The sequence below is a fragment of the Macromonas nakdongensis genome, from assembly GCF_002837145.1.
Classification (GTDB): Bacteria; Pseudomonadota; Gammaproteobacteria; order Burkholderiales; family Burkholderiaceae_C; genus Macromonas_B; species Macromonas_B nakdongensis.
In genome coordinates this window covers 1-13,923 of record NZ_NWMV01000093.1, presented here as the reverse complement: position 1 = coordinate 13,923, position 13,923 = coordinate 1, and the positions used below count along the sequence as shown (strand labels likewise).

The window sequence follows — 13,923 nt, the reverse complement described above, 5'->3', positions numbered from 1 at the left end:
CCGACCCCATAAAAAAACAGGAGACAGCGATGCACCTACCCCCGTCAGAGCAGCGCCCGGGCGAACCCGACGACTACCTGTTTGGCCCGCGCCCGGCCTGGTTCGCCTTTGCCATGACCATGGCCCTGATGATCTTCGACTACGTCGATCGGCAGGTCATCGTCTCGCTGTTTCCGCACATCAAGCGGGAGTGGGGCTTGTCCGACACGCAGCTGGGTGCCCTGGTGTCGGTGGTGTCGGTCACGGTGGCGCTGGGGGCCTTGCCCGTGGCGCTGGTGGCCGACCGCTTCAGCCGGGTCAAGAGCATCGTGGTCATGGCCACCGCCTGGAGCCTGGCAACCATTTCCTGCACCTTCGCGCGCGGTTACGGCCAGTTGCTGGCGGCGCGCGCGGTGGTGGGGCTGGGGGAGGCCGGTTACGGCGCGGTGGGCGCGGCGCTGATCGCCAGCCATTTCCCCAAACGCCTGCGCGGCGCCCTGCTGGCGAGTTTTTTCGCGGCGGGGGCCATCGGTTCGGTGCTGGGGGTGATGCTGGGCGGCCTGATCGCCGCGCGCTGGGGCTGGAAGGCCGCCTTCGGCGTCGTGGGCGTGCCCGGCCTGTTGCTGGCCCTGCTGTACCTGAAGGTGCGTGACTACCAGACGGTGGCGCTGGACGCACCCCGTGCGCAGGCCACCCAATCGGTCGGTGGGGTGGTCCGTTTCATCGTGCAGGCGCTGGCGCGCTCGCGCACCATGCTGTGGGCCTGCGTCGGCGGTGCGGCGCAACTCGTGGTGGTGTCGGCGGTCTGGTCGTGGATGCCCAGTTTCCTCAACCGCGTGCACGGCCTGCCGGCGGACCAGGCCGCGGTCCGGGCCGCGCTGATCGTGCTGTGCGGCGCGGTGGGCAGCGTGCTGTGGGGCGCCGCCGCGGACCGCGCCGGCCAGTGGCGCCCGGCCGCCCGGCTGTGGCTGATGGCCGTCCTGTGCCTGGTGACCATGGGGGTGCTGATGTGGGCCTTCGGGGCCGAACGCCTGGGCGTGACCCTCGGCGCCCAGGCCCAGTTCGCCTGGGTGGCGCTGGGCGGGCTGCTCATGACCTGCACGGTCGGGCCGGTGTCGGTGGTGGTGATCGACGTGATCCACCCGGGCGTGCGCGCCACCGGCGCCTCGGTGCTGTCGCTGTTCCAGAACCTGTTCGGCCTGGCCGCGGGCCCCTTCATCGCTGGGGTGCTGGCCGACCGCTACGGCCTGACCACGGCCCTGACCCTGACCCCGGTGTTTGCCGTGGTGGCCGCCTTCGCCTTCTGGCGCGCGTCGCGCACCTACGCCTCGGACGTGCGCGCCCTGGACGCCGAACCCCATGCCCCAGCCGGGGCCATGCCCCAGCCGGCCCAGGCCTGATGGGCGCCCCATTTTTTCGAAAGGAACCGCCATGCAAGGCGCCATGCAATCCCATCCGCTGCTGATTTCGAACCTGCTGGTGCACGCCGAGCGCCACCATGGTGACCAGGAGGTGGTGTCGCGCCGGGTCGAGGGCGACCTCCACCGCCAGACCTTCCGCGACCTGGCCCAGCGTTCACGCCAGATGGCGCAGGCCATGCAAGCCCTGGGCGTCGGCTTCGGCCAGCGCGTGGGCACGCTGGCCTGGAACGGCTACCGCCACATGGAGCTGTACTACGCCGTCTCGGGCCTGGGCGCGGTGCTGCACACCCTGAACCCGCGCCTGCACGCCGACCAGCTGGTCTGGATCGCCGACCACGCCGAGGACGAGGTGCTGTGCTTCGACCTGACCTTCCTGCCGCTGGTGGAAGCCGTGGCGAACCGGGTGAAGACGGTCAAGCACTTCGTGGTCATGACCGACCGCGCCCACATGCCGGTGACGGACAAGATCCCGAACCTGCTGTGCTACGAAGACCTGCTGGCGGCCCAAGACGGTCGCCTGAGCTGGCCCAGCTTCGACGAGAACACCGCCAGCTCGCTGTGCTACACCTCGGGCACCACCGGCCACCCCAAGGGCGTGCTCTACAGCCACCGCTCCACCGTGCTGCACAGCTACGCGGCGGCGCTGCCCGACGGCCTGCAGTGCTCGGCCGCCGACACCGTGCTGCCCGTGGTGCCGATGTTCCACGTCAACGCCTGGGGCCTGCCCTACGTGGCCTGCATGGTGGGGGCCAAGCTGGTGTTCCCGGGGCCGTTCCTGGACGGCAAATCGCTGCACGAGCTGTTCGAGGCCGAGGGCGTCACCCTGTCGGCGGGCGTGCCCACCGTCTGGCAGGGCCTGCTGGCCTATGCCGAGGCCAATGGCTTGCACTTCAGCACCATGCGCCGCACCATCATCGGCGGTTCGGCCTGCCCACCGGCCATGATGAGCGCCTTCCAGGACCGCTACCAGGTGGCCGTGCTGCACGCCTGGGGCATGACCGAAATCAGCCCGCTGGGCACGGCCTGCGCCCTCAAATCCAAGCACCTGGCGCTGGGGCCGGCCGAGCGCATGCAGGTCCAGGCCAAGCAGGGTCGGGCGGTGTTTGGCGTGGACATGAAGATCGTCGGCGAAGACGGCGCAGAGCTGCCCTGGGACGGCCAGACCTCGGGCGAGCTGCTGGTGCGCGGGCCCTGGATCGTCGGGCGTTACTTCAAGGGTGAAAGCAGCCCGCTGGTTGACGGCTGGTTCCCCACCGGCGACGTGGCCACCATCGACGCCGACGGCTACATGCAGATCACCGACCGCAGCAAGGACGTGATCAAGTCTGGCGGCGAATGGATCGGCTCGATCGACCTGGAGAACATCGCCATGGCGCACCCGGCGGTGGCCGCGGCCGCCTGCATCGCGGCACGCCACGCCAAGTGGGACGAACGCCCCTTGCTGGTGGTGGTGCGCAAGGCCGACGTGGCGCTGACGCGCGAGGAACTGCTGGCCTTCTACGACGGCAAGATCGCCAAGTGGTGGACACCGGACGACGTGGTGTTTGTGGACCAGTTGCCCCTGGGCGCGACCGGCAAGGTGCTCAAGCACCGCCTGCGCGACCAGTACGCCGACCACCTGCTGGCGGCCGCATGAGCACCGCCGCTGTTTCGATCCGTTGGCGCGAGCGCGCCGGTGGCCTGTTCCCCGGCGTGCTCGCCAGCGGGGTGGTGGCGGTGGCCGCCACCTTCCTGGGCGAGCACTACGGGGCCCCGGTGCTGCTGTTCGCCCTGCTGCTGGGCATGGCGATGAACTTCCTCTCCAGCGGCAGCCCCTGCGTGCCCGGCATCGAGTTCACCGCGCGCCAGGTGCTGCGCTGGGGCGTGGCGCTGCTGGGCCTGCGCATCACCTTCGACCAGGTGGCTGCGCTCGGCTGGGGGCCGGTGGCGATGGTCGTCGTCAGCGTGGCGCTGACCATCGGCCTGTCGATGCTGGTGGCGCGTTGGATGGGTTTCCAGAGCCTGTTCGGCCTGCTCTCGGGCGGCGCCACGGCGATCTGCGGGGCCTCGGCGGCCATGGCGCTGTCGGCGGCCTTGCCCAACCACCCGCTCAAGGAACGGGCGACCTTGTTCACCGTCATCGGGGTGTCGGCCTTGTCCACCGTGTGCATGGTGTTCTACCCCATGCTGGCGCGCTGGCTGGGGCTGGACACCACGGCGGCCGGGGTGTTCATCGGCGGCACCATCCACGACGTGGCGCAGGTGGTGGGCGCGGGCTACAGCCTGTCGCCGGAGGCGGGCGATGCCGCCACCCTGGTCAAACTCATGCGCGTGGCCATGCTGCTGCCGGTGATCCTGTTTGCCTCGGCCATCACCCGCCTGCGCGGCGGCGACGACACGGGCGTGCGCCCGCCGCTGCTGCCCTGGTTCGCGGTGGCCTTCGCGGTCCTGCTGGCCGTCAACAGCCTGGGCTGGGTGCCGGCGCCGGTGTTGCAGTGGGGCAACGAGGCCTCGCGCTGGTGCCTGGTGGCGGCCATCGCCGCCATCGGCATGAAAACCCACATCAAACAGCTGGCCGAGGTGGGCATCAAGCCGGTGCTGCTCATGGTCGGGGAAACCGCGTTCCTGGCGGTGCTGGTGCTGGGCCTGTGGCGCTACGTGCTGGGGTGATGGCCCCCGATTTCCCCTGCTTCCCAGCCCCGCACCGCGGGGCTTTTTTGCGAGCGCCCCTGGGGTTTTCCCGCGAAACGCCGGGTTTGGGGGGGCAAACCGGCAAGCCCCCCCAAACAAGAGGGGGCCGCAGACCCGGGGGGGTTCCGAGAATTCGGCCGACGCACGCAATGGGGCCCATGGCCACCCTGCCAGCGTCCCCACCCCACAGAAGGAGACATGATGCAAGTTTCGCCCCCCACCCCACGCCTCGGTGCCCGCACGGCGCTGGGCCGCGTTCGCCAGGTGTCCGCCGCCGCCGTGCTGGCCACCCTGTCCATCGGTGCGGCCCAGGCCCTGGAGTTCGACACCGGCAACCCCGACCTGAGCGTGCGCTGGGACAACACCGTGCGCTACAACCTGGCCACCCGCGTCGAGGGGCGCGACGCCCACATCGGCAACAACGCGCTGGCCGACGAGGGCACCTACAGCTTCGACCGCGGCGATGTCGTCTCCAACCGCCTGGACCTGCTGAGCGAGCTGGACGTGGTGTACCAGAACCGCCTGGGCCTGCGCCTGAGCGCCACCGCTTGGTACGACGCCGCCTACGACGGCCGCAGCCGCTCCAACCCGGCCTACGCGGCCATTTCCAGCTACCCGAACCAGCAGTACAGCCCGCTGATCAACCGCCTGTACCACGGGCCGTCGGGCGAGATCATGGACGCCTTCGTGTTCGCCAACTTCGACGTGGCCGACACCCCGGTGCGCGCCAAGCTGGGCCGCCACACGGTGTACTGGGGCGAGTCGCTGCTGCTGGGTGGCAACCTGCACGGCATCGCCTACGCCCAGAACCCGCTGGACCTGCAAAAGGGCTTTGCCACGCCGGGCGTGGAAGTCAAGGAGTTGTTCCGCCCGCTGAACCAGTTGTCGGTGCAGGCGCAGGTGAGCGACACCGTGTCGCTGGCCGCCAACTACATGCTGGAGTGGGAGCCGGCGCGCTACCCCGAAGGCGGCACCTACCTGGGGCCCGCCGATTTCGCGTTCAACGGGCCGGCGCGGCAGTTCGTGCCCGGTCTGGGCTTCGTGCAGCGCGGCCAGGCTTACCAGCCCAAGCAGTCGGGCGAATGGGGCGTGTCCGCCCGCTGGAGCCCCGAGTGGCTGGACGGCACGCTGGGCGTTTACTACCGCGACTACGCCGACAAGCTGCCGCAGGTGGTGCGCAGCGGCACCACCTACGGCATGGTCTACGCCGACGACATCCAGCTCTACGGCGTCAGCCTGTCCAAGAACATCGGTGGCGTGAGCGTGGGTGCCGAAGTCTCGCACCGCCGCAACACCCCCCTGAACACCGCCGTGCTGGCCAACGCCGGCTTCCCCGCCGAGGCCGGCGCCGCCACGGGCGCCCGCGGCGACACCTGGCACGCCGTGGTCAACGCCCTGGGCGTGGTGCCCAAGACCGCGTTGTTCGATTCCGCCACCTGGGCCGCCGAACTGGCCTGGTCGCGCTGGGACAAGGTGCGCAGCGGCGCGCAGTACTTCAACGCCCTGGGCTTTGCCCCCTGCAACGGCAAGGACAAGTGGGACGGCTGCGTCACCAAAGACTACGTCGGCATCGCCCTGGGTTTCACCCCCACCTGGTACCAGGTGTTCCCGGGGGTGGACGTGTCCTTACCCGTCACCTACGCCGTGGGCCTGAGCGGCAACGCCGCCACCACCTTCGGTGGCAACGAAGGCCTGGGCAACTACAGCGTCGGTCTGGGCTTCGACATCCACCAGAAGCACCGCATCGACCTGAAATACATCGACTACGTCGGCCGCTACAAGACCGGCACCGGCCCGCTCGGCCAGCAGGTGTCCAGCACCAACGGCCTGACCACCTTCCTCAAAGACCGCGGCTTCATCAGCCTCACCTACAAAACCACCTTCTGAGCCCAGAGGAGACATTTCCATGGCATTCCACCTGACCCGCGTGGCCACCGCTTTGCTGGCCCTGAGCAGCACCGCCTTGGTGGCCCACGCCGCCGTGTCCGCCGAAGAGGCCAAGGCCCTGGGCACCACGCTCACCGCCGTGGGCGCCGACAAGGCCGGCAACAAGGACGGCACCATCCCCGCCTACACCGGGGGCCTGACCAAGGCGCCGGCCGGCTTCAAGGCCGGTGAGGGCATCCGCCCCAACCCGTATGCCGGTGACAAGCCGCGCCTGGTGATCGACGCCAAAAACGCCGCCCAGCACGCCGACAAGCTGACCGAGGGCGCCAAGGCCCTGCTGGAGCGCTACCCCTCGTTCCGCCTGGACGTCTACCCCACCCAGCGCTCCGTGGCCTTCCCCAAGTTCGTGCTGGACAACACCGCCAAGCTGGCCACCACGGCCAAGACGGCCAACGGCGGCCGCTCCATCAGCGGCGCGCATGCGGGCTTTCCCTTCCCCATCCCCAAGGACGGCTACGAGGCCATGTGGAACCACCTGGTGCGCTTCAACGGCCAGGCCTACCAGGCCAAGTACCGCAACCTCAACGTGGACGCCAGCGGCCGCGTCACCCTGGCCACCGAAGGCGTGAGCGTGCAGGAGTACCCCTACTGGGACACCAGCAAGTCCGACGCCGACACCTACTGGCGCATCAAGCTCACCTACACCGGCCCGGCCCGCCGCGCCGGTGAGGCGCTGATGATCGTGGACCCGCTGGACGTGGGCAACAAGGACCGCCGCGCCTGGAGCTACCTGCCGGGCCAGCGCCGCGTCAAGGTCGCGCCCGACCTGTCGCACGACACCCCCAACCCCGGCACCGCCGGCGGCAACACCTTCGACGACATCTTCCTGTTCAACGGCTCCATGGACCGTTTCGACTTCAAGCTGGTCGGCAAGAAGGAAATGTTCGTGCCCTACAACGCCTACGACGCGGTCTACGGCGCCAAGCAAGCCGACCTGCTCAAGCCCAACCACCTGAACCCGGACCTGGTGCGCTGGGAACAGCACCGCGTGTGGGTGGTGGAAGCCACCCTGCGCGAGGGCAAGCGCCACGTGTACAGCAAGCGCCGCTTCTACCTGGACGAGGACTCCTGGGCCGCCCTGGCCGCCGACAACTACGACGCCCGTGGCCAGCTCTACCGCGCCGGTTTTGCCTACATGGCCCCGAGCTACGATCTGCCGGCCCCGTACAGCGACATGTTCGGCCACTACGACCTGGTGGCACGCACCTACTCGGTGACCGGCTTCATCGCCGAAACCGGTGGCCTGCGCCACGCCAAGCCGCTGGGCGACCGCGAGTGGACCGCCGACGCCCTGGCCGGCGCCGGCGTTCGCTGAGCCCCTGACGCACCGAGCACGGAGATTCGCCATGTGGAGTCGCAGAACTTGGTTGGGGGCCGGACTGGGCCTGGGGGCCTGGCTCGGCGTGTCGGCCGCGGGCAGCGGCTGGCGTGACGTGCTCGATGTGCCGGCCACGGCCACGCCGCTGGCCCAGCGCGGCCTGTTCAACGGCCTGGCCCGCGCCGGTGAGCGCGTGGTGGCCGTGGGCCAGCGCGGCCACATCGTCTGGAGCGACGACCGTGGTGACACTTGGCAACAGGCCCAGGTGCCGGTGAGTTCCGACCTGGTGGCGGTGCACTTCCCCGACGCGCGCCACGGCTGGGCCGTGGGCCACGACGCTGTGGTGCTGCACACCCAGGACGGTGGCCAGACCTGGGCGTTGCAGCTGGACGGCCGCACCCTGAAGCGCCACCTGCAGGGCGTGGACTGGGCCGGCGCCTTTGGCCTGGACGCCGAAGCCGCCGCCACCTGGGAAGGCGAGGCCCAGCGCTTCGCCGAACAGGGCCCGGAAAACCCCTTCCTGGCGGTGTGGTTCGACGACGCCCGCCAGGGCTGCATCGTGGGCGCGTTCGGGCTGGCCTTGCGCACCCGCGACGGCGGGGCCAGCTGGCAACCCTTCATGCCGCTGCTGGACAACCCCAAGGCCCTGCACCTGTACGGCGTGCAGCGCATCCAGGGCGTGCTCCACGCCGTGGGCGAACAGGGCCTGCTGCTGCGCGAAAACGCGGCGGGCCGCTGGGCCGCCGTGCCCTTGCCCTACGCCGGCACCCTGTTCGGCCTGAGTGCCCAGGGCGGTGCCCTGCTGGTGCACGGCCTGCGTGGCAACCTGTGGCGCAGCCAGGACGGCGGCGCCCAGTGGGCCGCCGTGCCGCTGGGCGTGGCCGTGGGCCTGCCCGCCAGCACCGCCCACGCCAGCCAGTGGCTGGCCGTGGTCAGCCAGGCCGGGCACGTGCTGCTCAGCCGCGACCAGGGCGCCAGCTTCCAACCCGTTTCCCCGGAACGGCCCCTGCCCGCTGCGGCGGTGGTGGCCGCGTCCGACACCCGCCTGGTGCTGGCCGGCCCCCGCGGGCTGCAGGCCCTGGACCTGCCCTGAGCGCCGGAGTCACCCCATGCATGCTTCCTCCTCCAACGACCTGCCGACCCTGAGCGATCCGGCCGATTTCGACCCCCGCAGCGGCACCCGGCTGGAACGGCTGGTGTTCAACCACCGCGGTCTGGTCATGCTGCTGTGCGCGCTGCTGACCCTGGTGCTGGCCTGGGCCGCCGTCTCCAAGCTCACGCTCAACGCGAGCTTCGAGAAGATGATCCCGCGCAGCCACCCCTACATCCAGAACTACCTGGCGCACAAGGACGACCTGCGCGGGCTGGGCAACTCGCTGCGCATCGCCGTGGTCAACCCCCAGGGCGACGTGTTCGACCCCGCCTACCTGGCCACGCTGCGCAAGATCAACGACGAAATCTTCCTCACCCCCGGCGTGGACCGCGCCTGGGTCAAGTCGCTGTGGTCGCCGGCGGTGCGCTGGACCGAGGTGACGGAAGAGGGCTTCCAGGGCGGGCCGGTCATGCCCGACAACTACGACGGCTCGCCCGCCGTGACCGAGCAGCTCAAGGCCAACATCGCCCGTTCCGGCCTGGTGGGCAGCCTGGTGGGCAACGACTTCCGCTCCAGCCTGGTGGTGGTGCCGCTGCTCGACAGCAACCCCGAAACCGGCGAGCGGCTCGATTACCACGCCCTGTCGCAGCAATTGGAAGACCTGCGCAGCCGCTACCAATCCGGCCAGGACGGCGCGGCGGTGGAGATCCACATCATCGGCTTTGCCAAGCTGGTGGGCGATTTGATCGACGGCCTGCACCAGATGGCCATCTACTTCGGCGTGGCCGCGCTGATCGCCGCGGTCATCATCTTCGGCTACACCCGCTGCTCGCGCAGCACCTTCCTGGTGTTGGCGTGTTCGCTGGTGGCCGTGGTCTGGCAGCTGGGCCTGGTGGCCTGGTTCGGCTTTGAGCTGGACCCGTATTCCATCCTGGTGCCCTTCCTGGTGTTCGCCATCGGCGTCAGCCACGGCGCGCAGAAAATGAACGGCATCATGCAGGACATCGGCCGGGGCACGCACCGCCTGGTGGCCGCGCGCTACACCTTCCGTCGCCTGTTCCTGGCCGGCCTCACGGCCCTGCTGGCCGACGCGGTGGGCTTTGCCGTGCTGATGGTGATCGACATCGCCGTGATCCAGGACCTGGCCATGACCGCCAGCATCGGCGTGGCGGTGCTGATCCTGAGCAACCTCATCCTGCTGCCGGTGCTGCTGTCTTACGTGGGCGTGAGTCCGGCGGCGGCGCAGCGCAGCCTGCCGTCCATCGACGCCGCCCGCACCGGCCGCCGCACCCCGGTGCTGGATGCGCTGGAGCGTTTCACCCAGCGCCGCTGGGCCGCGGCCACCATCGCCGGCTCGGTGGTGCTGGGGGCCGTCGGCTTTGCCGTCAGCACCCAGTTGCAGATCGGCGACCTGGACCAGGGCGCCCCCGAACTGCGCACCGACGCGCGCTACAACCGCGACAACGCCTACGTCACCGGCCACTATTCGCTGTCCAGCGACACCTTTGCGGTGATGGTCAAAACCGAGGCCGAAGGCTGCCTGAAGTACCCCACCCTGGTCGAGGCCGACCGCCTGGCCTGGGCCCTGCAGCAGGTGCCTGGGGTGCAGACCACGGTGGCCCTGACCAACGCGGTGCGCCAGATCACCGCCGGCACCAACGAAGGCTCGCCCAAGTGGCTGACCATTGCCCGCAACCAGGACGTGCTGAACTACGCCGCCCAACAGGCCAGCGTCAACAACCCCGAGCTGTTCAACACCGACTGTTCGGTCATGCCCGTCATCGCCTACCTGGCCGACCACAAGGCCGCCACCCTGGACCGCGTGGTGCAGACCAGCGAAGCGTTCGCGCAGGCCCATTCCACGCCGGAACGCCAGTTCCTGCTGGCCGCCGGCAGCGCCGGCATCGAGGCCGCGACCAACATCGTGGTGCGCAAGGCCTGGGTGGAGATGCTGGTGCTGGTCTACGTGGCCGTGGCGGTGTTGTGCTTCATCACCTTCCGCAGCTGGCGCGCGGTGGTGGTGGCGCTGGTGCCGCTGGTGCTCACCTCGGTGCTGTGTGAGGCGCTCATGGTGTGGCTGGGCATTGGCGTGAAAGTGGCCACGCTGCCGGTGATTGCGCTGGGCGTGGGCATTGGCGTGGACTACGCGCTCTACCTGCTGAGCGTGCAGCTGGCCGCCCAGCGCGCCGGCCAGAGCCTGGCCGAGGCCTACCGTGGAGCCCTCATGTTCACCGGCAAGGTGGTGGCCCTGGTCGGCGTCACGCTGGCCGCGGGTGTGGTCACCTGGGCCCTGTCGCCCATCAAGTTCCAGGCCGACATGGGCATCCTGCTCGCCTTCATGTTCATCTGGAACATGGTCGGCGCGGTGCTGCTGATCCCGGCCCTGTCCCACTTCCTGCTGCCCTCGCGCCGCGCCTGACACCGGGGCCGATCTCCCATCGGCCATCCCTTCGCCCAGGGGTGGCCCGCGCACCGCCGCCAACAGCGCGCGGGCGTGAGCGAACCGGCGGGGCCACACGCCCCTCCGGCCTTCAGGCCGTGGCCGGCCGCGCCACGCCACCCTCACGGATCGGCAGGTTCACCAGCGCCGCACCGGCGGCCAGCACGATGTCGGCGTACCACATCCACTGGTAGTCGCCGAACTGCGTGATCGCCAGGCCGCCCAGCCAGGCGCCCATGAAGCCGCCGATCTGGTGCGACAGCAGCGTCATGCCGAACAGCGTGCCCAGGTAGCGCGCGCCGAACAGCTTGCCCACCAGGGTGGCCGTGGGCGGCACCGTGGCCAGCCAGGTGAAGCCCAGGCCGGCGGCAAAGGCGTAGAAGGTCCAGTCGGTCTTGGGCAGCAGCAGGTAGGCGATCACCAACACCGCGCGCGAGCCGTACATCCAGGCCAGCACGTGCTTGCTGCGGTACTTGGCCACGGCCGCCCCGGCGTACAGGCTGCCGAAGATGTTGGCCAGGCCGATGATGGCCAGCGACCAGCTCGCCACCGAGGGCGGCAGGCCGCACAGGTCCACCTCGCCCGGCAGGTGCGTCACCAGGAAGGCGATGTGGAAACCGCAGGTGAAAAAGCCCGCGTGCAGCAACCAGTAGCTGCGGTCGGCAAAGGCGGTGCGCACCGCGTGCTTCAGGCCCCCATCGGGTTCGGGATGGGGCATGGCCGCTTGGGTGCGGGCGGTCAGCCGGCCCACCAGGGGCAGCGCGGCGAGGGTGAGGGCGGCGGTGGCCCACATCGCGCCCATCCAGCCCAGCCCCTGGATCAGTTTCTGGATGATGGGCGCGAACACGAACTGGCCGAAGGAGCCGCCGGCGTTGATCACGCCCGAGGCCGTGCCCCGCGCCTCGGCCGGCAGCCGTTGCGCGGCCGCGCCGATCAGCACCGAGAAGCTCGCCGCCCCGGCGCCCGCCGCCGACAGCACGCCCAGCGTGATGCCCAGCCCCAGGCCGCTGCGCATCAGCGGCGTGAGGGCCGTGGCCAGGGCCAGCAGCAGCACCCCCCCAAAGAGCACGCCGCGCGGGCCGTGCCGGTCGGCCAGGGCGCCGGCCACCGGCTGGATCGCCCCCCACACGAACTGGCCGATGGCCAGCGCCAGACTCAGCGTGACGATGCCCAGACCGGTGGAGGTGTTGATCGGGCTGAGGTACAGGCCGATCGACTGGCGCATGCCCATGGTGATCATCAGGATGCCGGCGGCGGCCAGGGTGACGGCGAGGGCGCCAGGGTGCTTGAGCGAGCGGAACATCGGGGGCTTTCGACGTGGGTGGGCTGGGCACATGCCTTGAAAACAATTGTATATGCAATTGTTTGGCGACATAAAATCCGCGGCATGAACACCGCCGTCCCACCGCAAGGCTGCACCCACCTCAAACTGCGTTTGCTGGACCGCATGCTGACGCGGCACTACGACCGCTACGTGGCCCCGGTGGGCTTGAAGAACACCCAGTACATGCTGCTGACGCACGTCGTCACGCTGGGGCCGATCCGGCCGAGCGACCTGGCCCGGCGCATGCAGATGGACGCCTCGACGCTGAGCCGCAACCTGCAGCCGCTGGCGGCCCAGGGCTGGCTGACGGTCGGCGCCGGGGCCGATGCGCGCAGCCGCCTGGTCAGCGCGACCGAGGCCGGCCGGGCCAAGCGTGCCGAGGCCCAGCGGGCCTGGCGGGCGGCCCAGGTGGCCCTGAACGAGCGGCTGGGGCCGGCGCGCGTCGCGGCGCTGCACGAGCTGCTCGACGGCTGTGTGGCCACCCTCGACGCCGATCCGGACGGCCCGCCCCAGCCCTGAGCGGGCGTGCCTACAATGCACCCCCTTCGCCCCCCGGCGCCCGACCCCTCCCGCCCCCGCGGCTGTGCCCCGAACCCCGACATGAACATCGTCGTTGACCCCGACCTTCAAGCCTACATCGACCCCCTGACGCCCGACGAGTACGCCGCGCTGGAGCGCAGCCTGCTGGCCGAAGGCTGCCGCGACGCTCTGGTGCTGTGGGGCGAGCTGCTGGTGGACGGGCACAACCGCCACGCGATCTGCCAGAAGCACGGCCTGCCCTTCCAGACGGTGCAGAGCCAGTTGTTCCAGAGCCTGGAAGACGTGCACCTGTGGATGATCGACCAGCACCTGGGCCGGCGCAGCATGTCCGACTTCCAGCGCGGGGTGCTGGCCTTGCGCAAGCGCGAAATCATCGAGCAGCGCCGGGCCGCCTACCTGGCCACGTCGGCGGCCCAGGCCCCCGCGCCCGAGGCGGCCGGCGCCCCCGCCGATGACCTGCCCTGGGAGGGCGAGGCCACCCCGGCCATCGCCGCGCTGACCCAGCCGTTCAAGAGCCGCGAGGACATCGCCCGCGCCGCCCGCCTGTCCAGCAACCAGGTGGTGATGATCGAGAAGATCCACAAGCAGGCCGCCCCCGAGGTGGTGTCGGCGGTGAAGGCCGGCGCCCTGTCGCTGAACGCGGCGGCGGCGGTGGCCAGCCTGCCCGCGCAGGAGCAGCAGGAGGCGGCCAGCGAAGGCATGCAGGGCCTGAAGCAGGCGGCCAAGCGGGTGCGCGAGGCCAAGCGCAAGTCGCGCCCCGCGGTGCCGGAGGAGGCCGCCCCGGCCGACGTGCCGGACGCCCCCGCCACCGAGGGCGACGAGTTGCAGCGCCTGCGCCAGCAGGTGGCGCAGCTGACCGCCGAAAACCGGCAGTTGAAGCAACAGGTCGCCACCCTGCTGGAACGCCAACTGGCCCCCGGCTTTGGCGCTTGAAAGGAGCGGCCATGAAACCTTCCCTCCAAGTGCCCGCGCATTTGCGCACCGGGGTCCGCCTTCGGCATCACAAAGGGGGCGAATACGAGGTGGTCGGCGCCTGCCTGATCGAAGCCACGCTGGAAACCGGCATCCTCTACCGCCCCTTGCAGGGCGACGCCGCCGACCTGCTCTGGATGCGCCCGGCCGCGGCCTTCGACGAGCCCGTGGACACCCCGCAGGGCCGGGTGCCGCGCTTCCGGCCCCTGTGAGCCGTGG

11 protein-coding genes are annotated in these 13,923 nt (G+C 70.3%); 10 read left to right on the top strand and 1 reads right to left on the bottom strand.

The window, feature by feature from the left end; translation table 11 throughout:
• Positions 1–29 precede the first annotated feature (29 nt).
• The 7 genes from CON77_RS12015 to CON77_RS11985 all read left to right on the top strand — a co-directional run bounded on the left by CON77_RS12015 (position 30) and on the right by CON77_RS11985 (position 10,847).
• The gene (locus CON77_RS12015) at positions 30–1,379 is read left to right on the top strand and encodes an MFS transporter (RefSeq protein ID WP_101049454.1); all 1,350 of its coding nucleotides are present in this window, start codon (positions 30–32) and stop codon (positions 1,377–1,379) included.
• 31 nt (positions 1,380–1,410) lie between these two features.
• The gene (locus CON77_RS12010) at positions 1,411–3,036 is read left to right on the top strand and encodes a 3-(methylthio)propionyl-CoA ligase (RefSeq protein WP_101049452.1); all 1,626 of its coding nucleotides are present in this window, start codon (positions 1,411–1,413) and stop codon (positions 3,034–3,036) included.
• Positions 3,033–4,049, top strand: coding sequence for a YeiH family protein (locus tag CON77_RS12005; RefSeq protein ID WP_101049450.1), 1,017 nt, complete (start codon positions 3,033–3,035; stop codon positions 4,047–4,049). The genes CON77_RS12010 and CON77_RS12005 overlap by 4 nt, the downstream gene beginning before the upstream one ends.
• 222 nt (positions 4,050–4,271) lie before the next feature.
• Positions 4,272–5,957 carry a DUF1302 domain-containing protein gene (locus CON77_RS12000; protein WP_101049482.1) on the top strand — a complete coding sequence of 562 codons (1,686 nt, stop codon included), beginning with the start codon at positions 4,272–4,274 and terminating at the stop codon, positions 5,955–5,957.
• Between the two features lie 19 nt (positions 5,958–5,976).
• Positions 5,977–7,332, top strand: a complete 1,356-nt coding sequence (locus tag CON77_RS11995; RefSeq protein ID WP_101049448.1) for a DUF1329 domain-containing protein — start codon at positions 5,977–5,979, stop codon at positions 7,330–7,332.
• Positions 7,333–7,363: 31 nt separating this feature from the next.
• Positions 7,364–8,428 carry a YCF48-related protein gene (locus tag CON77_RS11990; RefSeq protein WP_101049446.1) on the top strand — a complete coding sequence of 355 codons (1,065 nt, stop codon included), beginning with the start codon at positions 7,364–7,366 and terminating at the stop codon, positions 8,426–8,428.
• Between the two features lie 16 nt (positions 8,429–8,444).
• Positions 8,445–10,847 carry an efflux RND transporter permease subunit gene (locus CON77_RS11985; protein ID WP_101049444.1) on the top strand — a complete coding sequence of 801 codons (2,403 nt, stop codon included), beginning with the start codon at positions 8,445–8,447 and terminating at the stop codon, positions 10,845–10,847.
• Positions 10,848–10,959: 112 nt separating this feature from the next.
• On the opposite strand, the gene CON77_RS11980 is transcribed toward CON77_RS11985, so the two are convergent.
• Complete coding sequence (locus CON77_RS11980) at positions 10,960–12,171, bottom strand: MFS transporter (RefSeq protein ID WP_101049442.1); 1,212 nt, start codon at positions 12,169–12,171, stop codon at positions 10,960–10,962.
• An 84-nt stretch (positions 12,172–12,255) separates the two neighbouring features.
• On the opposite strand from CON77_RS11980, the gene CON77_RS11975 reads away from it, so the two are divergent.
• The 3 genes from CON77_RS11975 to CON77_RS11965 all read left to right on the top strand — a co-directional run bounded on the left by CON77_RS11975 (position 12,256) and on the right by CON77_RS11965 (position 13,916).
• The gene (locus tag CON77_RS11975) at positions 12,256–12,711 is read left to right on the top strand and encodes a MarR family winged helix-turn-helix transcriptional regulator (protein ID WP_101049440.1); all 456 of its coding nucleotides are present in this window, start codon (positions 12,256–12,258) and stop codon (positions 12,709–12,711) included.
• 81 nt (positions 12,712–12,792) lie between these two features.
• A complete protein-coding gene (locus tag CON77_RS11970) occupies positions 12,793–13,665 on the top strand; it encodes a plasmid replication/partition related protein (protein WP_101049438.1) in 873 nt (290 codons plus the stop codon).
• Positions 13,666–13,676: 11 nt separating this feature from the next.
• A complete protein-coding gene (locus tag CON77_RS11965) occupies positions 13,677–13,916 on the top strand; it encodes a DUF1653 domain-containing protein (RefSeq protein ID WP_198552360.1) in 240 nt (79 codons plus the stop codon).
• The last annotated feature ends 7 nt before the right edge of the window (positions 13,917–13,923 follow it).